Genomic DNA, 21,909 nt, shown 5'->3' with positions numbered 1-21,909 from the left:
CCGGCCTTTTTTTATGCTTGCGGTTTGGCTTGCGTCCAGTGTTGCCAATGACGCTTGATGAAGGTCACCGGCGGCGAGGTGGCTATGCTGTCGGCGATGACGCCCAGCGCGGTGCCGGCGTTGGCTTTTTCCTTCGGCGGTTTGACCTTGCACTGTTTGATGCCACCGCTGAACGGATTTTTCGGCTGCGGTTTTTGCGGTTTGACCGGCGGCGGGACGTAGCTGCCGCCGCCGTTGCCCTGCGGTTCGTTCAGCAGCGCGCTCGGTTTGACCAGCACGATATCGGCGGGCAGCGACGGCAGCATCTGCTGCAGCACTTTCACCGTCGCCGGACGTGGATGCCCGATGGCGATGGCGGAACCGTTGCGCCGCGCCAATTCAACCGCGCGATTGAACTGGCGGCGGATGTCGGCTTCGTTCGCGGTATCGTCGAGGAACACCTTGCGTTTGATCACTTTCACGCCGGTGCCGGCCGCGGCGCGGGTCGCCTGGCTGTTGCCGATGGTCATGCTGTCGAGGAAGTACAGGCGGTAGCTTTCGAGCGCCTGCATCACTTTCTGCATGCCCGGCAGGCTGGAGGTCATGGCGCTGCCCATGTGGTTGTTCATGCCGACCGCGTAAGGCACATTGTTCACCGCGTTGCGGATGATGCGCTGGATCTCGTCGCTGCTCATGGCAGGCTGCAGGGTATCGCGCTCCAGCGGCTGCTTGCTGAGCGGCGCCATTGGCATGTGGATCAAGACTTCGCGGCCCTGGCTGTGGGCGCGAGTGGCCATCAGGCGGGCATGCGGCGCGTTGGGCAATACCGCAACCGAGATCGCCGTTGGCATTTGCAGCACTGCGTTTTCTTCGTGAGGGCGGTAGCCCACGTCATCGATGACGATGGAGAGTTTTCCTGCCTGCGCAGCGTAAACCTGCAGCAGACAGCCTATTAACAGAGCTGTACGGGTTTTGACATAGTGCAAATCTATCTTCCCAACCACGGCAGTGGGTTAACCGCCTGTCCCTGACGACGGATTTCGAAATAGAGCGACGGCGTTCCCTGGCCGCCGCTGGTGCCGACCAGAGCGATCGGCTGGCCGGCGCGCACCTGCGCCCCGACGTTGACCAACGCGCTTTGGTTGTAGCCGTACACGCTCATGTCGCCTTTACCGTGTTCGACCACCACCATCAGGCCATAGCCTTGCAGCCAGTCGGCCAGCAGCACGCGGCCATCGGCGACGGCTTTCACTTCGCTACCTTCGCGGGCCTCAATCACCATGCCTTTCCAGCGTAGTTCGCCCTGCTGCTGTTCGCCAAAGCCGTGCAGCGTGCGGCCGCGTACCGGCCACATCAGTTGGCCGGCCGGACGACCGAGACCGCCGGTGCGCGCCATCAGCGAGCGATCGGCTTCGCTAGGTTTGTAGGTGGTGCCGGTTTTCTTCGCCTGCTGTTCCTTGATGCGCACCTGTTCGCGCACTTTGGCCGCTTCACGCGCTTCGCGTTCGGCGCGCGCACGGGCTTCGCGCTCCGCCCGGGCGATCTTGTCGCGCATGCGGGCTTCGTTTTGGCGCAGTTCCACCAGGCGTTGTTGGTCTTTTTCCAGCGAGGCTTCCAGCGCGGTCAGCGTTTTCTTGCGGGCGCCGCGCGCCTGCTCCAGCTTCTGCTGCTGTGTTTGTTGTTCGCTCAGTAAGGATTTTTGCTGGCCCTGTTTGGCCACCAGCGTGGTTTTTTGCTTCGCCAGCTCGGCGCGGGTCTGTTTCAGCTCTTCGATGGTTTTCTGGCGCGCTTCGTTCAGATAGCCGAAATAGGCCAGAATACGTTCGCTGCGCTGGCTTTCTTCACCGCTGAGGATCAGTTGCACGGCGCTGTGCTGCCCTTGCCGGAAGGCGGCGTCGAGCTGTTTGGCGAGGAGGTTTTGTTGGGTCGATTGCTGCTTTTGCAGTTTGGCTATCGAGGCGTTCAGGCCGGAAATATCCTTGCTCAACTGGGTGAGCGTGCCCTGGGTGTCGCGCAACTGGCGGCTGGCCTGGGCGATGGTTTTTTCCTGCTGACGCAGCTGATCCTGCAGCGAGCTGCGCTGCTGCTGCTGCTGCTTCACCGCTTTTTCTTTCTCGGCGATGCTCTGCTGGATGTCTTTCAGCTGGGATTTATTGTCTTCCGCCGCCTGGCCGGCGAGCGGCAACAGCAAGACGCCAGCGCAAAATACGCTGGCGCACATGGCGGTGAACGTCCTTGGCGCGGTGCGTTCAGGCAGCGGCCGGCTGCCTGCGTTTGCGCTTCGGGTTACCCTTGATAGTGCAAAAAACGCCTTCTCCCTCATGGAGAAGGATTATTCCACGATGAACAGCGGCTTACCAGTCATCTCTTGCGGGATTTCCATTCCCATCAGCGTTAACAGGGTTGGCGCGATGTCCGAAAGCTTGCCGCCTTCGACCGCCCGTGCCGGTTTGCCGACGTAAATCAGCGGTACCGGCAGGCTGGTGTGGGCGGTATGCGCCTGGCCGGTGGCCGGATCGCGCATCTGCTCGGCGTTGCCGTGATCGGCGGTGATCAGCAGTTGGCCGTCGACGTCGCGCACCGCGTCAACCACCTGGGCGATGCAGGCATCCAGCGTCTCCACCGCTTTGACCGCTGCTTCATACACGCCGGTATGCCCCACCATGTCGCCGTTCGGGTAGTTGCAGATAATGGCGTCGTATTTGCCGCTGCGGATGGCGCTCAGCAGTTTGTCGGTCAGCTCGGCGGCGCTCATCTCCGGCTGCAGATCGTAGGTGGCGACCTTCGGCGAATTGACCAGCACGCGGTCTTCCCCTTTGAACGGCGCTTCCACGCCGCCGTTATAGAAGAAGGTGACGTGGGCGTATTTTTCGGTTTCCGAGATGCGCAACTGGGTTTTGTCGTGCTTCATCAGCCATTCGCCGAAGGTGTTGGCCAGCGACGCCGGCGGATAGGCGCAGGCGGTCGCGATGTCGGCGGCGTACTCGGTCAGCATCACGAAATCGCCGAACTGCACCCGCTTGGCGCGCGGGAAACCGTCGAAATCCGCGTTCACGAAAGCGCGGGTGATCTGGCGCGCGCGGTCGGCGCGGAAGTTCATGAAGATCAACGCATCGCCGTCCTGCATCGCGGCATCGGCCTCACCGGCGGCGCGAATGATGGTCGGTTTAACGAACTCGTCGTTTTCACCGCGCTGGTAGGCGGCCTGCAGGCCGGCGATCGCATCGTCGGCCACGTAGTCGCCCTTGGCCGCGGTCAGCAGGTCATAGGCCAGCTGCACGCGATCCCAGCGGTTGTCGCGGTCCATCGCGTAGTAGCGGCCGATCAGCGAGGCGATGCGCCCGACGCCCAGCGCGGCGAAGGCGTCGCGGCAGCGTTGCAGCGGGGCTTCGGCGCTGCGCGGCGGCGTGTCGCGCCCGTCGAGGAAGGCATGCAGATAAACGGCTTTGGCGCCGCGTTGGGCGGCCAGCTTGATCATGGCCAGAATGTGCTCTTCGTGGCTGTGCACGCCGCCCGGCGACAGCAGGCCCATGATATGCACCGCCTTGCCGGCCGCTACGGCTTTATCGACCGCGGCGGTCAGCACCGGGTTGGCGAAGAAGTCGCCGTCGGCGATCGCTTTGTCCAGCCGGGTCAGATCCTGGTAGACGATGCGCCCGGCGCCCAGGTTGACGTGGCCGACTTCGGAGTTGCCCATTTGGCCGTCGGGCAGGCCGACATCTAGCCCGGAGGCGGCGATCAGCGTATGCGGCTGCTCCCGCCACAGACGGTCCATCACCGGGGTGCCGGCGTTCAGGATCGCGTTGTCCTGCCGCTCCTCACGGTGGCCGTAACCGTCCAGGATCACCAGTACCATCGGTTTTTTGTTGCTCGACATTGCATTGACCTCTTATGAACTTTTTAAGCTGCGAATAGCCATGCGCCCGCCGCAAGCATGGCTGTTCGCCCTCGAAAAACCGGCTGATTTTACATCGCCGCCGGCGAGAAATAGCCCAAAGAGATCAAGGTTGCGGCGAATCGCGCGGGCTTTTATGCTCTGACCTCGGGAATTTCTCAGCGCAGCCCGCAGTTTCTACAATCGCGCTTGCTTATTGGCTGTATTTGCCGCACTCGGCAGGTATACTCTGGAACCTTGACTTATTTATCCCTTAACTGACGGGAGTTGTTACACCCCATGCTGCAAGAAATTATGCCATTCGTAAGCAGACACCCGATTCTGAGCCTGGCTTGGATCGCTCTGCTGGTCGCCGTGATCGTCATGACCTTCAAAAGCCGTTTCTCCAAGGTCAAAGAGATCGCTCGCGGTGAAGCTATCCGCCTGATCAACAAAGAAGAAGCCGTGGTGGTCGACACCCGCAGCCGCGACGATTTCCGCCGTGGTCACCTGGCCAGCGCCATCAACCTGACCGCCAGCGAAATCAAAAGCGGCAGCCTGGGCGAGCTGGAAAAACACAAAGCGCAGCCGATCATCGTCGTGTGCGCCAACGGCACCGCCTCCCGCGAGCCGGCGGAGAACCTGAGCAAGGCCGGTTTTGAAAAGGTGACGATGCTGAAAGACGGCATCGCCGGCTGGAGCGGAGAAAACCTGCCGCTGGTGCGCGGTAAGTAACCGTTTAACCTATTTGAGGTGGCAATCCATGGCTAACATTGATATCTACACCAAAGCGACCTGTCCGTTCTGCCATCGCGCCAAGGCGCTGTTGAACAGCAAGGGCGCGGCGTTTAACGAGATCGCCATCGACGGCGATAGTGCCAAGCGCGAAGTGATGATCGAGCGCAGTGGGCGCACCACCGTGCCGCAGATTTTCATCGATGGCCGGCATATCGGCGGCTGTGATGATTTATATGAACTCGATGCTCGCGGCGGCCTGGATCCGCTGCTTTAAGCAGCTTGCCGGCTCACCGAGTGTCAATAAGGACGTTTAACCAAGGGTATTACTCACATGTCAGAACAAAACAGCACCGAAATGGCTTTCCAGATCCAACGTATCTATACCAAGGATATCTCCTTCGAAGCGCCGAATGCGCCGCAGGTTTTCCAGCAGGAATGGCAGCCGGAAGTTAAACTTGATCTGGATACCGCGTCCAGCCAGCTGGCTGACGAAGTGTATGAAGTGGTACTGCGCGTAACCGTGACGGCGAGCCTGGGCGAAGAGACCGCGTTCCTGTGCGAAGTGCAACAGGCGGGCATCTTCTCGGTAGCAGGTATCGAAGGCACGCAGCTGGCGCATTGCCTGGGTGCATACTGCCCGAACATCCTGTTCCCGTATGCGCGCGAGTGCATCACCAGCCTGGTTTCCCGCGGTACATTCCCGCAGCTGAACCTGGCACCGGTCAACTTTGACGCGCTGTTCATGAACTATCTGCAGCAGCAGGCGGAAGGCGAAGGTGCCGCACCACATCAGGATGCCTGATGAACACCGTCAATGCTTCAATGACTGTTATCGGTGCCGGCTCGTACGGCACCGCATTGGCCATTACGCTGGCGCGTAACGGCCATGCCGTGGTGCTGTGGGGGCACAACCCCGCGCAAATTCAAACGTTGCAGCAAGATCGCTGCAATCAGGCGTTTCTGCCCGACGTTCCTTTCCCCGATACCCTGCTGCTTGAGGCCGATTTGGCGCGTGCGCTGGCGGCCAGCCGCGACGTGCTGGTGGTGGTGCCAAGCCACGTGTTTGGCGACGTGCTGCGTCAACTGAAGCCGCATCTGCGCCCGGACGCCCGCATCGTGTGGGCCACCAAGGGGTTGGAAGCGGAAACCGGGCGATTGCTGCAGGACGTGGCGCGTGAGGCGCTGGGCGAGACGATCCCGCTGGCGGTGCTCTCCGGGCCGACGTTCGCCAAAGAGCTGGCCGCCGGTCTGCCGACGGCGATCGCGCTGGCGGCGACCGATGCGCAGTTCGCCGACGATCTGCAACAGCTGTTGCACTGCGGCAAGAGCTTCCGCGTCTACAGCAATCCCGACTTTATCGGCGTGCAGCTTGGCGGCGCGGTGAAGAATGTGATCGCCATCGGCGCTGGCATGTCCGACGGCATCGGTTTCGGCGCCAACGCCCGCACCGCGTTGATTACGCGCGGGCTGGCGGAAATGAGCCGTCTGGGTTCTGCGCTGGGCGCCGATCCTTCGACGTTCATGGGCATGGCGGGGCTGGGGGATCTGGTGCTAACCTGCACGGACAACCAATCGCGCAACCGCCGCTTCGGCATTATGCTGGGGCAAGGTAAAGGCGTGCAGGAAGCGCAGGACAGCATCGGTCAGGTGGTCGAGGGCTATCGCAATACCAAAGAGGTGTTGGCGCTGGCGCAGCGGCACGGCGTGGAAATGCCGATCACCGAACAGATTTATCAGGTGCTTTACTGCCATAAAGACGCCCGCGAAGCGGCGCTGAGCCTGCTGGGGCGAGCCCGAAAGGACGAAAAACCCAGCGCGTGACATAAAACGATATGTCGGGGCAGCGGAATGCTGACCCCGCAAATGACCTGGGCCGCTCCGCGCTACCGTGTGAAGCGGCCCGTTTGGCAAGGCAAAGGGGTATGTGATGTCGTCAGAAGAGTTGGAACAGGTCTGGAACAGCATTAAATCAGAAGCGCGAGCACTGGCTGATTGTGAACCGATGCTGGCCAGCTTTTTCCATGCGACGTTGCTCAAGCACGAGAATCTGGGCAGCGCGCTCAGCTATATGCTGGCCAACAAGCTGGCGACGCCGATCATGCCCGCCATCGCGGTGCGCGAGGTGGTGGAAGAGGCCTACAAGTCCGACAATCAGATGATCGTTTCGGCGGCGCGCGATATCCTCGCGGTGCGGCTGCGCGACCCGGCGGTCGATAAATACTCCACGCCGCTGCTTTACCTCAAAGGGTTCCATGCGCTGCAGGCTTACCGCATCGGCCATTGGCTGTGGCAGCAAGGGCGGCAAGCGCTGGCTATCTACCTGCAAAATCAAATTTCCGTCGCCTTCGGCGTGGACATCCACCCGGCGGCGACCATCGGCTGCGGCATCATGCTTGACCACGCTACCGGCATCGTGATCGGTGAAACGGCGGTGGTGGAGAACAACGTTTCTATCCTGCAGTCGGTCACTCTCGGCGGTACCGGTAAAACCAGCGGCGACCGTCACCCGAAAATCCGCGAAGGGGTGATGATTGGCGCCGGCGCCAAAATTCTCGGCAATATCGAAGTGGGCAAGGGCGCGAAGATCGGCGCGGGTTCGGTGGTTTTGCAGGCGGTGCCGCCGCATACCACCGCCGCCGGGGTGCCGGCGCGCATCGTCGGGCGGCCGGAGAGCGATACGCCGTCGATGGATATGGACCAATACTTCAACGGTACCAACCACGGTTTCGAGTACGGCGACGGCATTTGAACGCCGTTTGCGTATCCATTCAGGGGGAGCTTTGGCTCCCCCTGTGTTTTTCAGGCGGCGGTCAGCCCTGTTTCGGGAACTGGGTGATATCGGTAACGATGTCGTCGATCGCCGCCTTGACGTCATCCGCCGTGACCGGCGTGCTGTCGTTGTTGACGGTTTTACCGTAGGCCTTGCGTACCACTTCCATCACCGTTTTACCGGTATCCTGGTCGATCAACTCGCCTTCAATATACAGCGCGGTATTTTGCGTCCGGTGCCCGGTAGCCGCCATGGTGCTGGCAACCACTGCAGCGACCGGCACCACTTCATAGAACTTCATGTCTTCGTTTTCGGCCGAAACGGCGGTGATGGCGAGTTTGGCCACCAGAACGCGCGAGCCCGTCGGGCTTGGCAGAATGGTAAAGCGGTTCTGCAGCGCGGTTTTGATTCGCTGGGTCGCGTAGGCCTTAATCTTGTTCAGCGTGTCCTGGCTGACGCGCGCCGTGGGTTTCTCCGCCGGGAAATAGACCACCGGTTGGAAATAGATACCGCGATAGTTGGATTCCTTGTAGCTCGGATCTACCCAGCGCAGCGTTTTATGACCGCTTGGCGAGGTGGTTTCCTGCAGTTTGCTGTAATCGGACAAGAAGCCCGAATATTGCGACGTTTGGGTGACTTTGGACGAACAGCCCGCCAGCAACAGGCCCGCTGCCAGAACGGCCATGGCAACGCTCAAGCGTTGTTTTTTCATGTGGTTTCCTATGATGAGTGGTGATTACCCTTACAAAACATAGCGCATTATCTGCGCCTCATCGGGCATTTTCGGGGCCGGGCGTGCCCTGCTGCGGCCTTTTTTCAGGATCGTGATGCGCCGCCGGTTTTCGCCACCAGTGCGGGTGATAAGGCAACGAGCAAGACGTCCGCTCTGGCCAGCGCCTGGTGTTGCTCTGCTTGCCATCGGGGCAACAAGGGCCAGAGATCCGCCTGATGTTCTGCCTGCAGGCACCAGACCTCCCGGTCGTGCCAATCGCCGAGGGCGTTTTGCACCGCTTTCAGGCCCGCCATTGCGGCGGGAGAGAGGGGGAGGCGTTGCGGGTAGGCTTCGGCCGCGTAGCGCAGGCGTTTGACCAGCAGCCGCAGACGGTGGCGATCGTAGCCGGTATCAGCCAACGCCCGGCGCAATTGCCGCTGCTGGCGCTGCAGGCGTCGATTCACACGGTGTTTGGCGAGGCGCTGCGCGATGCGGCGAAAGCGGTGCGGCCAGGCGTGCAATAGCGAAGGGAAGCTGATGAGCAGCGGGTTGGCGAGCAGTTGGCGGCAGCGGGCCTGAAAATCGCTTTGGCGCACGTTGGCCTGCCAATCGAGGCGATGGTGCGCCAATTCGACGATCAGCACCTCGAGATCGCGCAGAGGCGTCGTGAGCTTGCCCAACTCGGCGGCGGCCCGATCGAGCCGCGTTGCGCCGGGGCAGCCGCGCAACGGACGCAGCAGGCTGCGAATGCGGCGCAGGCAGACGCGCAAGTCGTGTAGCGCCTCGGTGTCTTGCGCCTGTTGCAGCCGCAACAGCGCCTCGTTCAGCGCCGATTCGAGCCGGCGAAGCTGGGTAACAATATCTGCGATGAAAGCCATGTGCCGTATCTGGAGAGGTTAACCCTTCCAGTATGGCGCGTCGTCGCGGATTACGCTTTGATCAGCGCGCCGGCATAGTCCAACTGCCGCCAGGCTTCATACACCACCACCGATACGGCATTCGACAGGTTCATGCTGCGGCTTTGCGCCTGCATTGGGATGCGGATTTTTTGCTGCGCGGGCAGCGCATCGAGGATGTCGGCAGGCAATCCACGCGTTTCCGGACCGAACAGCAGGTAGTCGCCGGCCTGGTAGCTGACGGCGCTGTGCGCCGGCGTGCCCTTGGTGGTGAGGGCAAACAGCCGCTGCGGGTTTTCGGCGGCGAGAAAAGCGGCGTAGTCGGCATGACGGTGGACGCGGGTGAACTCATGGTAATCCAGCCCGGCGCGGCGCAGGCGTTTGTCGTCCCACGGAAAACCCAGCGGTTCGATCAGATGCAGATTAAAGCCGGTATTGGCGCACAGGCGGATGATATTGCCGGTATTGGGTGGAATTTCGGGTTCAAATAAAACGATGTTCAGCATGTTGCAGGCCCCTCGTGAACGAGGGGCGCAGGATAGCAAACTCTTACTGTTCTGTCTTAGACGATAGGCGTTGATGATGCAGCGGCAGCCACAGCACCAGCCGCAGGCCGCCAAGCGGGCTGTCTTCGGCCTTCACCCAGCCGCGATGCTGGTTGACCGCCGCCTCGACGATCGCCAGGCCGAGGCCGGTGCCGCCGGACTCACGGTCGCGCGCTTCATCGGTGCGGTAGAACGGACGGAAGATCTGCTCGCGGTCTTCGGCGCTGACGCCGGGGCCGTCGTCGTCAACCTGGATGGTCACGCCCTGATTGTCGGCGCTGAACGCCACGGCAATGCGGGTGTGTGAATACCGCAGGGCGTTGCGCACGATGTTTTCCAACGCGCTGTCCAGCGCGCTCGCGTTGCCGAACAGCGTCCACGGACCTGGCGGCGCAGCGATCTCCAACTGCTTGCCCATCTGTTCCGCTTCGAAACGGGCGTTGTCCAGCACGTCGGCCCACAGTTCGTTGGCCTTCAACTGCTCGCGCGCCAGCTCGCCCTTTTGCTGCCCGCGCGACAGCGCCAGCAGATCGTTGATCATCGAATCCAGCCGCTGCGCTTCGGTTTCGATGCGCGCCAGTTCGTGCCCTTCGCCGTGGCGGCGGCGCATCAGCGCGGTGGCCAGCTGCAGGCGCGTCAGCGGCGTGCGCAGCTCGTGCGAGATGTCCGAGATCAGCCGTTGCTGAGCGTTCATCATGCGTTCCAGCGCGCTGACCATCTGGTTGAAGCTGGCGCCGGTGGCCAGGAACTCCTGCGGGCCGGCCTCCAGTTCCGGATGCTGCTTCAGGTTGCCGCGCGCCACGTCATCGGCGGCGTTCTTCAGCTTGCGTGCCGGTTTCGCCAGGCTCCAGGCCAGCCACAGCAGCAGCGGGGCGCTGATCAGCATGGTGACGATCAGCAGCAGCAGCGGCCGGTCGAACATCAGGTTGATGAAATCGGATTGCGGGCTGTTGGCGGGACGGATCAGGTACAGCTGGTAGTTGTCTTCGCCGTCGCGCACCGCGAACGGCCCGACCAGCTCGACGCGGCCGTACTTTTTCTTCTTGGGATGATCCGAATTATCGGATTGGCCGATGAAGTTGCGGACGATCTGCATTTCGTTGCGCTGCGCGCCGATCACCCGGCCTTCGCTGGTGACCAGCAACAGGCGTTGGCCCGGCGGCGCCCATTTGTCGATGGCGCGGAACAGGCGGCGCCACCACATCAGATCGTTGGCCGGATCGTTTTGCAACTCGGCCTCGACGTGCTGTTCCAGCATCAACCCCTGCCGCTGCTCGCTGTCGAGCAGCGAGGTCATTTGGCGGGAGTCGAGCTTGGGCACCATCAGCACCAGCATTAGCACCAGGGCTAACGTAAACCAGAAAATGGCGAAGATGCGTGCCGTCAAACTGTTGATCATGTTGCAGATACCATCAAATAACCACGCCCGCGCAGGGTTTTGAACCACGGATGCCCGTCTTTGCGATCCGGCAGCTTACGCCGCAGGTTGGAGATGTGCATGTCGATAGCGCGATCGAACGGAGTCAGGCGTTTGCCCAGCACTTCCTGGCTCAGCAGTTCGCGCGATACCACCTGCCCGAGGTGCTGCGCCAGCAGGTAAAGCAGGGTGAACTCGGTGCCGGTCAGATCCAGCACCTGGCCGTCGAAGCTGGCCTCCTGGCGGCCGGGATTCAGCTGCAGGCCATCGACATCCAGCGTCGGGGCGCCGCTGTCGACCTGCTGCTGCTGTTCGCTCCAGTTGGAACGGCGCAGAATGGCGCGAATACGCGCGACTAGCTCGCGATCGTTGAAGGGTTTCGGCAGGTAATCATCGGCGCCCAGCTCCAGGCCCAGCACGCGGTCCAGTTCGCTGCCGCGCGCGGTCAGCATGATGACCGGTGTCTGGTGATGTTGGCGCAGTTCTTTCAGCGTATCGATGCCGTTTTTCTTCGGCATCATGATGTCGAGCAGCAGCAGATCGATGGAGCTGTCCAGCAGCGACAACGCCTGCTCGCCATCGTGCGCGACGACGATATTAAAACCTTCCATTTCAAGCAGTTCTTTTAACAGCGAGGTCAACTCGCGGTCGTCGTCAACTAACAGAATCTTGTTCATTATGATTTACCTCCAGACGCAAAATACGTCATCAACTGTTGCCATTCCATGACTTTACGTAGTTTTACATGCACTGACGCAGGTTTTCAGGTGTAGCGGTACACTGCTCCTCGTTGATTCGCAAAGTGAGAAAGCTTGAGGAGTTGAAATGCGTAAGGTGACCGCATTAGTTATGGCATCACTGCTGGCAATTGGTTCGACCGCTGCCTTCGCTGCCGACACTATACCGGACACAGCCCAACCTCCCGGCAACGACGCGATGACCCGAATACCCGGCCAGCACCATATGTTCGACGGTGTCAGCCTCAGCGAACAGCAGCGCCAGCAAATGCGCGATTTGATGCGTCAGGCCCGGCACGATCTGCCTGGTGTCAATGTAGCTGAAATGGAAGCCATGCATAAACTGGTGACCGCAGAGAAATTTGACGAAGCCGCCGTGTACGCCCAGGCGGAGAAGATGGCCCAACAGCAGGTCAAGCGCCAGGTCGAAATGGCCCGGGTGCGCAACCAAATGTATAACCTGCTGACGCCAGAGCAAAAAAGTGTTTTAGACCAGAAACATCAGCAGCGTATGCAGCAGATGGAGCAACAAATTTCTGGTTTGCAGCAAGCTTCTGCCCAGAAGTGAAGTACGACTGAGTAGTCCCCTGTTTTTCCTTGCCATAGACACCATCCCTGTCTTCCCCGCCATGATGGCGGGGTTTTTTTTATCCGACATTTCGCTATATTGAGCGCCACACCTTTTGACCGGGATCCCTTAATGGAACAGCGTTATGCTCGCCTGGTAAAGTCCGCTGCGTTGGCCGCAACTGCGTTGGCGTCGTCGCTGCTGTTGATCAAAATCGTCGCCTGGTACCACACCGGTTCGGTCAGCCTGTTGGCGGCGCTGGTGGATTCGTTGGTCGATATCGCCGCCTCGCTGACCAACCTTCTGGTGGTGCGTTATTCGCTGCAGCCGGCCGATGCCGAGCACACCTTCGGCCACGGCAAAGCGGAGTCGCTGGCGGCGCTGGCGCAAAGCATGTTTATTTCCGGCTCCGCCCTGTTTCTGTTCCTCACCGGCTTCCAGCACCTGTATGCGCCGCAAACGCTGCGCGATCCCGGCGTTGGGGTCGTCGTGACGGTGATCGCGTTAATCAGCACCCTGATTCTGGTCACCTATCAACGTTGGGTGGTCAGAAAAACCCGTAGCCAGGCGGTGCGCGCAGATATGCTGCATTATCAGTCAGATGTCATGATGAATGGTGCTATTCTTATCGCTCTTGGGCTAAGCTGGTACGGCTTCCACCGGGCAGATGCGCTGTTCGCGCTGGGCATCGGCGTATACATCCTCTATAGCGCGCTGCGCATGGGCTACGAAGCGGTGCAGTCGCTACTGGATCGGGCGTTGCCGGATGACGAGCGCCAGGCGATTATCGAGGTGGTTTCCTCCTGGCCCGGGGTGAAAGGCGCGCACGATCTGCGCACGCGTCAGTCGGGGCCGACGCGTTTCATCCAGCTGCATCTGGAGATGGAAGACACGCTGCCGCTGCGTGAGGCGCATCGGTTGGCCGATCAGGTGGAACAGGCGTTGCGACACCGTTTTACGGGGGCGGACGTCATCATTCACCTGGATCCGTGCTCCGTGGTGCCGCCGGGTAGGCAGGGGCATTGGGAGCTATAATCAGATAGAGGCATAGCGCGAAGTATTATCATGAATATCTGAGTTAGCTCAGCGTGCCATGCGGTGTTTTTACCGTTATATTGCGTGACTTGAATCAATTCAGCTGGGTGTTTTTGATATAATATCCAGCAATAAGCCGTAAAGCTGGTTTTCTGCAGCCGGAGAGGTTTCAAGACGATCGGCGGAGACAGAATTCTTAAGAAATTGCATCTACACAGTTCAGAGGTAGTCATGATCAAGAAAATCGGTGTACTGACGAGCGGCGGTGATTCGCCGGGTATGAACGCTGCAATCCGCGGCGTTGTGCGTTCTGCGCTTTCAGAAGGTCTGGAAGTTTTTGGTATTTACGATGGCTACCTTGGCTTGTACGAAGATCGCATGGAGCAGCTGGACCGCTATAGCGTGTCCGACATGATCAACCGCGGCGGCACCTTCCTCGGCTCGGCCCGCTTCCCGGAGTTCAGGGATGAAAACGTGCGTGCCAAGGCGATTGAAAACCTGAAGAATCGCGGCATCGACGCGCTGGTGGTGATCGGCGGCGACGGTTCCTACATGGGCGCCAAACGCCTGACGGAAGAAGGCTTCCCGTGCATCGGCCTGCCAGGCACCATCGATAACGATGTCGCCGGTACCGACTACACTATCGGTTACTTCACCGCGCTGGAAACCGTGGTGGAAGCGATCGACCGCCTGCGCGATACCTCCTCGTCGCACCAGCGTATCTCCATCGTAGAAGTGATGGGCCGTTACTGCGGCGATCTGACGCTGGCGGCGGCGATTGCCGGTGGTTGCGAATTCATCGTGCTGCCTGAAATCGAATTCAATCGCGAAGATCTGGTGTGCGAAATCAAGGCCGGTATCGCCAAGGGTAAAAAACACGCCATCGTGGCGATCACCGAGCACATCTGCGACATCGATGAGCTGGCGCGCCACATCGAGCAGGAAACCAAGCGTGAAACCCGCGCCACCGTGCTGGGCCACATTCAACGCGGTGGTTCACCGGTCGCCTACGACCGCATCCTGGCCTCGCGCATGGGCGCCTACGCCATCGAACTGCTGCTGCAGGGTTACGGCGGCCGCTGCGTCGGTATCCAGAACGAAAAAATGGTGCATCACGACATCATCGACGCGATCGAAAACATGAAGCGTCCGTTCAAGGGCGACTGGCTGGAAACGGCGAAAAAGCTGTACTGATTCGCCGCTCACCGCGCGCCGAAAGCCTCCGCTTGCGGGGGCTTTTTTATGCCCGTCGGCGACATATTCCAGAATCATCTATCCCAAAATTTTTTATTCTTTAATTGCCGGGAAAGTTTCTGGCAGGCTCTGATGCTAAATCAACCGATTGAGGTTGCGTTAATTTTCTGGGAGAGCCTGTCGATGCGTAAATGGGGTGTAGGTCTGACATTGGTGCTGTTGGCGTCCGGCGCCATGGCGAAGGATATTCAGTTGCTGAACGTGTCATACGATCCGACGCGTGAGTTCTATCAGGCTTACAACACGGCATTCAGCAAGCACTATCAGGCGGAAACCGGCGACAAGGTGACGGTGCGACAGTCGCACGGCGGTTCCGGCAAACAGGCGACCTCGGTGATCAACGGCATCGAGGCCGACGTGGTGACGCTGGCGCTGGCCTATGACGTTGACGCCATCGCCGAACGCGGGCGCATTGAGAAAGACTGGATAAAACGCTTGCCGGACAACTCGGCGCCTTACACGTCGACCATCGTCTTCCTGGTGCGCAAAGGCAACCCGAAGCAAATTCATGACTGGCCTGACTTGATTAAGCCGGGCGTGTCGGTGATCACCCCGAATCCGAAAACCTCCGGTGGCGCCCGCTGGAACTACCTGGCCGCCTGGGGCTACGCGTTGCACCACAACAACAACGATAAGGCCAAGGCGCAGGACTTCGTCAAAAACCTGTACAAGAACGTCGAAGTGCTGGATTCCGGCGCGCGCGGCTCGACCAACACCTTCGTTGAGCGCGGCATCGGCGACGTGCTGATCGCTTGGGAAAACGAAGCGTTGCTGGCGGAGAAAGAGCTGGGCAAAGACAAGTTCGAGATTATTACGCCGAGCGAATCGATCCTGGCCGAACCGACGGTGTCGGTGGTGGATAAGGTCGTCGATAAACGTGGTACCCGCGACGTGGCGACCGCCTACCTGAAGTATCTGTATTCACCGGAAGGGCAGACTATTGCGGCGCAGAACTATTATCGCCCGCGCGATGCGGCGGTGGCGGCCAAGTTCGCCGGGCAGTTCCCGCAGCTGAAGTTGTTCACCGTGGATGACACTTTCGGCGGCTGGACCGAAGCGCAGAAGGTGCACTTCGCTACCGGCGGCGTGTTCGACGAAATAAGCAAACGCTGATGCCGTTTGAGCGGCAATAAAAAACCCCGGCAAGCCGGGGTTTTTTTATGGCAAGCCTAGGGCAATCAGGCTTTTTTTGCTGCGGCAGCGGCTTTGACGATCACGGCGAAAGCGTCGGCTTTCAGCGAGGCGCCGCCCACCAGCGCGCCGTCGATGTCCGGCTGGGAGAACAGCTCTGCGGCGTTCTTGTCGTTCACCGAACCACCGTACTGGATGATGATTTCAGCGGCAACCGCGGCATCGTGTTTGGCGATGTGATCGCGGATAAATTTGTGCACGGCCTGTGCCTGTGCAGGGGTCGCGGATTTGCCGGTACCGATGGCCCAGACCGGCTCATAGGCGATCACGGTGCCTTTCATCGCCGGTGCGCCCAGGGTTTTCAGCACGGCGTCGATCTGGCGCGCGCACACTTCTTCAGTTTTGCCCGCGGCGTTTTCCGCTTCGGTTTCACCGATGCACAGTACCGGGATCAGGCCGGCTTCTTTCAGCACGGCGAATTTCTCGGCGATCACTTCGTCGCTTTCTTTGTGGTAGGTACGACGCTCGGAGTGGCCGATGATGATGTACTGGGCACCGACGTCTTTCAGCATGTTGGCGGAAACTTCACCGGTGAAGGCGCCGGACAGGTTAACGTCCACGTTCTGCGCGCCCAGCGCGATGCGGCTGCCGGCCAGCGCGTGCTTGGCCTGATCCAGATACATCACCGGCGGGGCGATGGCGACGCCACAGCCGTCAACGCTGCTCAGCTCATTGCGCAGACCGGCGATCAGTTCGTTGACCATGTGAGTGCTGCCGTTAAGCTTCCAGTTACCCATAACTAATGGATGACGCATGTTTTTTCCTCCAACTAGGGAACGCGAGAGTCGAAATGACAACTGCCGGACCGGCAGTTTACCTGCCCAACAGTATAGAGATCATTAAGCGCGAAGGCTTTGCTTTTCGTCATTAAATGCCGCGCCGTTACGGCTCGGAAAGCGCTAGCTTAATCGGTTCAACCGCGAAGGTTACGCCTTTATCGCCGTTGTCCGAGACGACATAGCGAATGGCGCCGACCTGCTGTTGGTAAAAGCGCGATCCTTTGCCTTTTTCCAGCAGGCTGTTCACCTTGTTCTGGCTCTGCTCCACCGTCAACGCCGGTTCGAACTGGCGCATCAGCGCCGCCATGTAGCTGATGGCGATGGCGCGCGCGGCTTTTTCTTCATTGGCCTGCTGCAGCGGCAGATGAGTGATCTGCAACGTTTTGATTTTACCGGTGCCTTTCTCCAGCGCGGTGGAGGCATACAGGTTTTCGTTGAGTTTGCTGGCGGCGCGCGTCAGCAGCGGCGAATCGTCTTCGGTGGCCGGAATGGCGCGGAATTCGCCAATCGGCAGCTTCGGGTTGTCGCGATTGTATTTTTCGCGGAATTTGACCACCGTCAGATCGAACGTCGGCGCCCCGGCCAGCAGGTAAGGTGCGGCGGGTGCTGCATCGGCGGGCGGCGGATCGGCCCAGGCGCTGGCGGCGGCCTGCAACAGACAGGCGATGACGAGGGTTTTTCTCAGCATGGCGTATGGCATCAAGGACAAAGATGGCTCCGATTAAAGCGATAACTCGCGGGCCTTGTCAAAGATCCCACGCCATTATCGGTTCGCTGACGAGAAAGCTGTGCGGCGCACCGCGTTATGCGAGGCGGAAAACTCGGCCCGGCAGCGCCTATGTTACACTGCGGCGCAGAATATGGGCAGGCTTAGAGCGCAGGAATCGATGACGTTACAACAGTGGTGTTTTTCTTTTAAGGGTCGCATTGGGCGGCGCGACTTCTGGATCTGGATGGGGCTGTGGTTGGTGCTGATGGCGGCGGCGTTTACGCTGGCCAATTATCAGCTGATCGCCATCCAATCCATCGCCTTCTTTATCGTGGCGCTGCTGTGGCCGACGGCGGCGGTGCTGGTCAAACGCCTGCACGATCGCAACAAGGCCGGCTGGTGGGCGCTGCTGCTGATCCTGGCGTGGATGCTGGCGGCAGGGAACTGGCAGATGCTGGCGCCGATCTGGCAATGGGGCGTCGGGCGTTTCATCCCGACGCTGATTATCGTGATGATGATGATCGATCTGGGCGCCTTCGTCGGCACGCCGGGAGACAATCGGTTCGGCCCGGAAGCCGAACCGGTGAAGTTTCGCTGATCCCCTTTGGGTTACCAGTAGTGTTCGCTGGTGATGTGGCCCGGTTTACGGCGCAGGTGTTTGCGCATCTGGCGGTGGTCTTTCAGCGTTTGCTGGGTGTCCCGCACCATCTGCGGGTTGCCGCACAGCATCACGTGGCTGGTTTCGGTGTCGATGGTCAAGCCGATCGCCGCTTCCAGCCGGCCGTCCTCGATCAGCGCCGGCACGCGGCCGGTCAGTGAACCGGGCGTTTCTTCGCGGCTGACGACGGTCTGGATACGCAGCTTGCCGTTGTAGCGTTGCTGCAGTTGTTGCATCAGCGGCAGGTAGCTCAGATCGCGCGCGAAACGCGCGGCGTGCACCAGCACCAGGTTGTTAAAGCGTTCCAGGCCGACGCCCTGCTGCAGAATCGATAAATAGGGGCCGATGGCGGTGCCGGTCGCCAGCATCCACAGCGTGTCGCAATCGGGCACTTCGTCCAGCACGAAGAAGCCGGCCGCTTCTTTGGTCACCATTACATCCGACCCCGGCCGTAGCTGATTGAGGCGCGGGCTTAGTTTGCCTTCCGGCACCGTCACCAGATAGAACTCCAGGTTGGCGTCGTCGGGGGCATTGACGTAGGAGTAGGCGCGTTGCACCCGTTCGCCGTCGATCTCCAGCGCCAGTTTGGCGAATTGCCCGGCGGTGAAAGGATCGATGGGGGCATTGACCACCAGGCTGAACAGCCCGTCGGTCCATTGTTTTACCTGCGTAACTTTGCCGTTTACCCATTCAGCCATACTCTAAAGCTCCCGTGGTCGAATCAAATAAGCACAATGTCGTGAGCCGGAAATGGCGTGCGCGGTGCGCTCTACCCGGTAGTTGTTGCCGAACAGGCGATGAAACAGCTGCAGTTCGGAATTGCATAGGCTGCTGCAGTTGGAACCGGCCACGCCGATCGGACAGTGGTTTTCCACCAGTAGCGCACCGTGCGGATGGTCGAGCAATTCTGCCATGTAACCGTCGTGTTGCCGCAGACGCACTAGGCGGGTTAACCGGTCCTGATGGCTGCGTTCGGCGGACAGCTCTTCGGTGTAACGCAGATAAAGCTGCTCTTCGCGCGCGCTGAGCAACGGTTCCACGCCGGCGCCGCCAAACAGCTGCAGCGCGGATGCCCGCAGCCGCTCCTGATCGGCGGCCACATAGGCGTGCCCCCGTTCGGTCAGCGACCAGTAGCGCGTCGGGCGGCCGACCTTGCTGCGCGCTTCTTCGTAACAAACCAACTCACGTTTTTCCAGGGATTGCAGATGTTGTCGGATGCCCATCGGCGTGATGTCCAGACGCTCCGCCAGCATTTTGGCCGAGTGCGGGCCGAGAGCCTTTAACTGCAATAAAATCAGCTCAGGTGTTTTCATGAACCAAATCCCTATGGTGTTATTTTATTTCAAGTTGATGAAAATAATTATCGATTAAATGCTAAAGCCCGGCTACTGCAAGGGCGCTATTTTTAACTCCAAAGCGTTAGACGTACAGTTTAATTTACGAGCCTGGTCGGGTTTGCTGCCAGTGTGACCTGGATCAATATCTGCCTGAAACTCGCTAAAAAAATCAGATTTGATTAGTTTATGCCGCCATAGAGGGCTGCTCGCCGTTCTGGCTGCTGCAACGGCCATACCGGGACGCTGTGACGAGTTGAAACGTTAACGAAGATAATGAGAAAACTAGAGAATTTTCACCTGCTGGTGATGCTTATCCTGTTGGTTGCCGTCGGCCAGATGGCGCAAACCATTTATGTTCCCGTGATTGCTGATATCGCCCACGATCTGTCGGTTCGTACCGGCGCCGTGCAACGGGTGATGGCGGCGTATCTGCTAACCTACGGTTTCTCCCAGCTGATTTACGGGCCAATATCGGATCGTATTGGGCGTCGTCCGGTGATCCTGACGGGTATGATGATCTTCCTGGTTGGCGCGCTGGGCGCGTTGCTGTCCACCAACCTGACGATGCTGGTCGCCGCCAGCGCCATCCAGGGGATGGGCACCGGCGTGGCGGGCGTGATGGCGCGCACCATGCCGCGCGATCTGTATGCCGGCACCGCGCTGCGCTATGCCAACAGCCTGCTGAACATGGGGATTTTGGTCAGCCCGCTGCTGGCGCCGGTGATCGGCGGCGCGCTGGCAATGGTGTTCGGCTGGCGCGCCTGTTACGCCTTCCTGCTGGCGCTGTGCGCCTGCGTCGCCTTCGCGATGTTCCGTTGGTTGCCGGAAACCCGCCCGGTGCAAACTGAAAAACGCCGCATGCTGGCCAGTTTCCGCCAGCTGCTGAGCGACAGCACCTTCAGTTGCTATCTGGTGATGCTGATCGGCGCGCTGGCGGGGATTGCGGTATTTGAAGCCAGCTGCGGCGTGTTGATGGGTGGCGTGTTGGGGCTGAGCGGCCTGACCGTCAGCATCCTGTTCATTCTGCCGATCCCGGCGGCGTTTTTCGGTGCCTGGTACGCCGGGCGCGACGGCAAAACCTTCCACACCCTGATGTGGCATTCGGTGCTGAGCTGTCTATTGGCGGGAGCGATGATGTGGATCCCGGGCTGGTTCGGCGTGATGAATATCTGGACGCTGATCGTGCCGGCTGCATTGTTCTTCTTCGGCGCCGGCATGCTGTTCCCGCTGGCGACCACCGGGGCGATGGAGCCGTTCCCTTACCTGGCCGGCGCGGCGGGCGCGTTGGTGGGCGGTATGCAGAACATGGGGTCCGGTCTGGCGACCTGGCTTTCCGCCATGCTGCCGCAAACCGGGCAGTTCAGCCTCGGATTGCTGATGTTCGCGATGGCGCTGTTGATCCTGCTGTGCTGGTGGCCGCTGTCCAACCGGATGCAGCATCAGGGACACACCGCATAACGACAGGGCGCCATTCGGCGCCCTCATACCGTTGACAAAAGGGAGAAAAAGCGTGGTTTTTCTCCCCTTTGTGGTTATTAGCCGAAAATCAATAAATTGATTTTCCTTGTTTTCTATTCGCTGCTCTCTGCCAACCCGGCAAGGGCATGAGGTTTGCCATCAATCATCAGGGCGCCATTCGGCGCCCTGTTTCGTTACAGCAGAAACTCGTGCAGCGCCGGGTCTTTGCGATCCAGATAGTGGGTTGAACGGATGCGGCGGATGGTGCGCGACTTGCCGCGGATCAGCAGGGTTTCGGTTGTGGCCATGTTGCCCTGGCGGCTGATGCCCTCCAGCAGATCGCCCTTGGTGATGCCGGTGGCGGAGAAGATCACGTTGTCGTTGCGCGCCATCTGATCCAGACGCAGCGCCTGACCGGCTTCGATACCCATTTCCCGGCAGCGCGCCAGCTCCTGTTCGCCGATGCGGCGGTTTTCGGCGCTGTCGCCTTTCACCTTATGGCGCGGCAGCAAACGCGCCTGCATGTCGCCGTCCAGCGCGCGGATCACTGCGGCTGAGATCACCCCTTCCGGCGCGCCGCCGATGCCGTACATCACATCGACCTCGCTTTCCGGCATGCAGGTGAGAATGGAGGCCGCCACGTCGCCGTCAGGAATGGCGAATACCCGCACGCCCAGCTGCTGCATCTGCGCGATGACGCCGTCGTGGCGCGGTTTGGCCAACACGATGACCGTCAGCTGTGACAGCGGTTTGCTCAGCCGCGCGGCGACGTTCCGCAGGTTCTCCGCCAGCGGCAGATTGAGATCGATGGCGCCGCGCGCCGCCGGGCCGACCACCAGCTTCTCCATGTACATGTCCGGCGCGTGCAGGAAGGTGCCGCGATCGCCCACCGCCAAGACCGCCAGCGCGTTGGATTGGCCCATGGCGGTCATGCGGGTGCCTTCGATCGGATCAACAGCGATGTCGACCGCGTCGCCCTGGCCGCTGCCGACCTGTTCGCCGATATACAGCATCGGCGCTTCGTCGATCTCGCCTTCGCCGATCACGATGCGCCCATCGATGTCCACTTTGTTGAGCATGATGCGCATGGCGTGGACCGCCGCACCGTCGGCGGCGTTCTTGTCGCCGCGTCCCAGCCATTTGTAGCCCGCCAGCGCAGCGGCTTCGGTAACGCGGGAAAATTCGATGGCTAATTCACGTTTCATGGCAAACCTGTCTGTGAGAAAGGGAAGAAAATATCGGCAAAGTCTAT

At 60.2% G+C, this 21,909-nt stretch carries 24 protein-coding genes; 11 read left to right on the top strand and 13 right to left on the bottom strand.

What is annotated here, in order from left to right:
- Nucleotides 1-11 precede the first annotated feature (11 nt).
- The 3 genes from ACMGGW_RS22310 to gpmM are packed head-to-tail and all read right to left on the bottom strand — an operon-like array spanning nt 12 to nt 3,856.
- Nucleotides 12-965 (bottom strand): divergent polysaccharide deacetylase family protein, encoded by a 954-nt coding sequence (locus ACMGGW_RS22310; protein WP_049205333.1) that lies wholly within the window; start codon nt 963-965, stop codon nt 12-14.
- A 2-nt stretch (nt 966-967) separates the two neighbouring features.
- Complete coding sequence (gene envC, locus ACMGGW_RS22305) at nt 968-2,302, bottom strand: murein hydrolase activator EnvC (protein WP_025304680.1); 1,335 nt, start codon at nt 2,300-2,302, stop codon at nt 968-970.
- A 9-nt stretch (nt 2,303-2,311) separates the two neighbouring features.
- On the bottom strand, nt 2,312-3,856 hold the full coding sequence (gene gpmM, locus ACMGGW_RS22300) for a 2,3-bisphosphoglycerate-independent phosphoglycerate mutase (RefSeq protein ID WP_197819691.1): 1,545 nt from the start codon (nt 3,854-3,856) through the stop codon (nt 2,312-2,314).
- Between the two features lie 297 nt (nt 3,857-4,153).
- Here gpmM and ACMGGW_RS22295 point away from each other — a divergent pair, with 297 nt between their 5' ends.
- From ACMGGW_RS22295 to cysE, 5 genes are all read left to right on the top strand, one after another.
- On the top strand, nt 4,154-4,588 hold the full coding sequence (locus ACMGGW_RS22295) for a rhodanese-like domain-containing protein (RefSeq protein WP_016929700.1): 435 nt from the start codon (nt 4,154-4,156) through the stop codon (nt 4,586-4,588).
- Nucleotides 4,589-4,616: 28 nt separating this feature from the next.
- Nucleotides 4,617-4,865, top strand: a complete 249-nt coding sequence (gene grxC / locus ACMGGW_RS22290) for a glutaredoxin 3 (protein ID WP_019452217.1) — start codon at nt 4,617-4,619, stop codon at nt 4,863-4,865.
- A 57-nt stretch (nt 4,866-4,922) separates the two neighbouring features.
- Entirely contained in the window at nt 4,923-5,393 is a 471-nt protein-coding gene (gene secB / locus ACMGGW_RS22285) for a protein-export chaperone SecB (protein WP_025304678.1), read from the top strand.
- Complete coding sequence (gene gpsA / locus ACMGGW_RS22280; RefSeq protein WP_025304677.1) at nt 5,393-6,412, top strand: NAD(P)H-dependent glycerol-3-phosphate dehydrogenase; 1,020 nt, start codon at nt 5,393-5,395, stop codon at nt 6,410-6,412. The genes secB and gpsA overlap by 1 nt, the downstream gene beginning before the upstream one ends.
- Before the next feature lie 106 nt (nt 6,413-6,518).
- Nucleotides 6,519-7,340, top strand: coding sequence for a serine O-acetyltransferase (gene cysE / locus ACMGGW_RS22275; RefSeq protein WP_025304676.1), 822 nt, complete (start codon nt 6,519-6,521; stop codon nt 7,338-7,340).
- A 61-nt stretch (nt 7,341-7,401) separates the two neighbouring features.
- Here the strand turns inward: cysE and ACMGGW_RS22270 are convergent, their stop codons facing one another.
- From ACMGGW_RS22270 to cpxR, 5 genes are all read right to left on the bottom strand, one after another.
- On the bottom strand, nt 7,402-8,073 hold the full coding sequence (locus tag ACMGGW_RS22270; protein WP_025304675.1) for a DUF3313 domain-containing protein: 672 nt from the start codon (nt 8,071-8,073) through the stop codon (nt 7,402-7,404).
- A gap of 104 nt (nt 8,074-8,177) precedes the next feature.
- Nucleotides 8,178-8,951 carry a CHAD domain-containing protein gene (locus ACMGGW_RS22265; RefSeq protein ID WP_049209108.1) on the bottom strand — a complete coding sequence of 258 codons (774 nt, stop codon included), beginning with the start codon at nt 8,949-8,951 and terminating at the stop codon, nt 8,178-8,180.
- Nucleotides 8,952-9,001: 50 nt separating this feature from the next.
- Nucleotides 9,002-9,475 (bottom strand): tRNA (uridine(34)/cytosine(34)/5-carboxymethylaminomethyluridine(34)-2'-O)-methyltransferase TrmL, encoded by a 474-nt coding sequence (gene trmL / locus ACMGGW_RS22260; RefSeq protein ID WP_025304673.1) that lies wholly within the window; start codon nt 9,473-9,475, stop codon nt 9,002-9,004.
- Between the two features lie 43 nt (nt 9,476-9,518).
- Nucleotides 9,519-10,913, bottom strand: coding sequence for an envelope stress sensor histidine kinase CpxA (cpxA, locus tag ACMGGW_RS22255; protein WP_015379421.1), 1,395 nt, complete (start codon nt 10,911-10,913; stop codon nt 9,519-9,521).
- Entirely contained in the window at nt 10,910-11,608 is a 699-nt protein-coding gene (cpxR, locus tag ACMGGW_RS22250) for an envelope stress response regulator transcription factor CpxR (RefSeq protein WP_025304671.1), read from the bottom strand. The genes cpxA and cpxR overlap by 4 nt, the downstream gene beginning before the upstream one ends.
- Before the next feature lie 148 nt (nt 11,609-11,756).
- Between cpxR and cpxP the strand changes: the two genes are divergently transcribed.
- From cpxP to ACMGGW_RS22230, 4 genes are all read left to right on the top strand, one after another.
- A complete protein-coding gene (cpxP, locus tag ACMGGW_RS22245; protein ID WP_004931122.1) occupies nt 11,757-12,236 on the top strand; it encodes a cell-envelope stress modulator CpxP in 480 nt (159 codons plus the stop codon).
- A 132-nt stretch (nt 12,237-12,368) separates the two neighbouring features.
- On the top strand, nt 12,369-13,271 hold the full coding sequence (gene fieF, locus ACMGGW_RS22240) for a CDF family cation-efflux transporter FieF (protein ID WP_197832608.1): 903 nt from the start codon (nt 12,369-12,371) through the stop codon (nt 13,269-13,271).
- Nucleotides 13,272-13,502: 231 nt separating this feature from the next.
- Nucleotides 13,503-14,465, top strand: a complete 963-nt coding sequence (gene pfkA / locus ACMGGW_RS22235) for a 6-phosphofructokinase (protein WP_004931116.1) — start codon at nt 13,503-13,505, stop codon at nt 14,463-14,465.
- A 183-nt stretch (nt 14,466-14,648) separates the two neighbouring features.
- Nucleotides 14,649-15,638: a sulfate ABC transporter substrate-binding protein gene (locus ACMGGW_RS22230; RefSeq protein WP_043140999.1), complete on the top strand. Its 990-nt coding sequence runs from the start codon at nt 14,649-14,651 to the stop codon at nt 15,636-15,638.
- A 65-nt stretch (nt 15,639-15,703) separates the two neighbouring features.
- On the opposite strand, the gene tpiA is transcribed toward ACMGGW_RS22230, so the two are convergent.
- Both tpiA and ACMGGW_RS22220 read right to left on the bottom strand, forming a co-directional pair.
- Nucleotides 15,704-16,471 (bottom strand): triose-phosphate isomerase, encoded by a 768-nt coding sequence (gene tpiA, locus ACMGGW_RS22225; protein ID WP_004931113.1) that lies wholly within the window; start codon nt 16,469-16,471, stop codon nt 15,704-15,706.
- A 127-nt stretch (nt 16,472-16,598) separates the two neighbouring features.
- Complete coding sequence (locus ACMGGW_RS22220; protein WP_060435280.1) at nt 16,599-17,183, bottom strand: DUF1454 family protein; 585 nt, start codon at nt 17,181-17,183, stop codon at nt 16,599-16,601.
- A gap of 199 nt (nt 17,184-17,382) precedes the next feature.
- Between ACMGGW_RS22220 and ACMGGW_RS22215 the strand changes: the two genes are divergently transcribed.
- Nucleotides 17,383-17,802 carry a DUF805 domain-containing protein gene (locus ACMGGW_RS22215; protein WP_016929710.1) on the top strand — a complete coding sequence of 140 codons (420 nt, stop codon included), beginning with the start codon at nt 17,383-17,385 and terminating at the stop codon, nt 17,800-17,802.
- A gap of 11 nt (nt 17,803-17,813) precedes the next feature.
- Here ACMGGW_RS22215 and fpr read toward each other — a convergent pair whose 3' ends face one another.
- Nucleotides 17,814-18,560: a ferredoxin--NADP(+) reductase gene (fpr, locus tag ACMGGW_RS22210; protein ID WP_049294995.1), complete on the bottom strand. Its 747-nt coding sequence runs from the start codon at nt 18,558-18,560 to the stop codon at nt 17,814-17,816.
- A gap of 3 nt (nt 18,561-18,563) precedes the next feature.
- Nucleotides 18,564-19,175: a helix-turn-helix transcriptional regulator gene (locus ACMGGW_RS22205; RefSeq protein ID WP_043140982.1), complete on the bottom strand. Its 612-nt coding sequence runs from the start codon at nt 19,173-19,175 to the stop codon at nt 18,564-18,566.
- A gap of 297 nt (nt 19,176-19,472) precedes the next feature.
- Between ACMGGW_RS22205 and emrD the strand changes: the two genes are divergently transcribed.
- Nucleotides 19,473-20,657: a multidrug efflux MFS transporter EmrD gene (gene emrD, locus ACMGGW_RS22200; protein WP_025304666.1), complete on the top strand. Its 1,185-nt coding sequence runs from the start codon at nt 19,473-19,475 to the stop codon at nt 20,655-20,657.
- Nucleotides 20,658-20,851: 194 nt separating this feature from the next.
- Here the strand turns inward: emrD and glpX are convergent, their stop codons facing one another.
- Nucleotides 20,852-21,862: a class II fructose-bisphosphatase gene (gene glpX / locus ACMGGW_RS22195; protein ID WP_025304665.1), complete on the bottom strand. Its 1,011-nt coding sequence runs from the start codon at nt 21,860-21,862 to the stop codon at nt 20,852-20,854.
- Between the last annotated feature and the right edge of the window lie 47 nt (nt 21,863-21,909).

The sequence above is a fragment of the Serratia sp. BNK-4 genome (genome assembly GCF_048685115.1).
GTDB lineage: Bacteria > Pseudomonadota > Gammaproteobacteria > Enterobacterales > Enterobacteriaceae > Serratia > Serratia bockelmannii.
Note: the sequence above shows the minus strand (reverse complement) of the source record. Positions and strands in the feature narration are given on the sequence as shown.

Bases quoted from the DNA above. Each gene is read 5' to 3' on its own strand.
- envC (WP_025304680.1), bottom strand. From the start codon at position 2,302: ATGAGGGAGAAGGCGTTTTTTGCACTATCAAGGGTAACCCGAAGCGCA.
- gpmM (WP_197819691.1), bottom strand. From the start codon at position 3,856: ATGTCGAGCAACAAAAAACCGATGGTACTGGTGATCCTGGACGGTTAC.
- ACMGGW_RS22295 (WP_016929700.1), top strand. From the start codon at position 4,154: ATGCTGCAAGAAATTATGCCATTCGTAAGCAGACACCCGATTCTGAGC.
- grxC (WP_019452217.1), top strand. From the start codon at position 4,617: ATGGCTAACATTGATATCTACACCAAAGCGACCTGTCCGTTCTGCCAT.
- secB (WP_025304678.1), top strand. From the start codon at position 4,923: ATGTCAGAACAAAACAGCACCGAAATGGCTTTCCAGATCCAACGTATC.
- gpsA (WP_025304677.1), top strand. From the start codon at position 5,393: ATGAACACCGTCAATGCTTCAATGACTGTTATCGGTGCCGGCTCGTAC.
- cysE (WP_025304676.1), top strand. From the start codon at position 6,519: ATGTCGTCAGAAGAGTTGGAACAGGTCTGGAACAGCATTAAATCAGAA.
- ACMGGW_RS22270 (WP_025304675.1), bottom strand. From the start codon at position 8,073: ATGAAAAAACAACGCTTGAGCGTTGCCATGGCCGTTCTGGCAGCGGGC.
- ACMGGW_RS22265 (WP_049209108.1), bottom strand. From the start codon at position 8,951: ATGGCTTTCATCGCAGATATTGTTACCCAGCTTCGCCGGCTCGAATCG.
- trmL (WP_025304673.1), bottom strand. From the start codon at position 9,475: ATGCTGAACATCGTTTTATTTGAACCCGAAATTCCACCCAATACCGGC.
- cpxA (WP_015379421.1), bottom strand. From the start codon at position 10,913: ATGATCAACAGTTTGACGGCACGCATCTTCGCCATTTTCTGGTTTACG.
- cpxR (WP_025304671.1), bottom strand. From the start codon at position 11,608: ATGAACAAGATTCTGTTAGTTGACGACGACCGCGAGTTGACCTCGCTG.
- cpxP (WP_004931122.1), top strand. From the start codon at position 11,757: ATGCGTAAGGTGACCGCATTAGTTATGGCATCACTGCTGGCAATTGGT.
- fieF (WP_197832608.1), top strand. From the start codon at position 12,369: ATGGAACAGCGTTATGCTCGCCTGGTAAAGTCCGCTGCGTTGGCCGCA.
- pfkA (WP_004931116.1), top strand. From the start codon at position 13,503: ATGATCAAGAAAATCGGTGTACTGACGAGCGGCGGTGATTCGCCGGGT.
- ACMGGW_RS22230 (WP_043140999.1), top strand. From the start codon at position 14,649: ATGCGTAAATGGGGTGTAGGTCTGACATTGGTGCTGTTGGCGTCCGGC.
- tpiA (WP_004931113.1), bottom strand. From the start codon at position 16,471: ATGCGTCATCCATTAGTTATGGGTAACTGGAAGCTTAACGGCAGCACT.
- ACMGGW_RS22220 (WP_060435280.1), bottom strand. From the start codon at position 17,183: ATGCTGAGAAAAACCCTCGTCATCGCCTGTCTGTTGCAGGCCGCCGCC.
- ACMGGW_RS22215 (WP_016929710.1), top strand. From the start codon at position 17,383: ATGACGTTACAACAGTGGTGTTTTTCTTTTAAGGGTCGCATTGGGCGG.
- fpr (WP_049294995.1), bottom strand. From the start codon at position 18,560: ATGGCTGAATGGGTAAACGGCAAAGTTACGCAGGTAAAACAATGGACC.
- ACMGGW_RS22205 (WP_043140982.1), bottom strand. From the start codon at position 19,175: ATGAAAACACCTGAGCTGATTTTATTGCAGTTAAAGGCTCTCGGCCCG.
- emrD (WP_025304666.1), top strand. From the start codon at position 19,473: ATGAGAAAACTAGAGAATTTTCACCTGCTGGTGATGCTTATCCTGTTG.
- glpX (WP_025304665.1), bottom strand. From the start codon at position 21,862: ATGAAACGTGAATTAGCCATCGAATTTTCCCGCGTTACCGAAGCCGCT.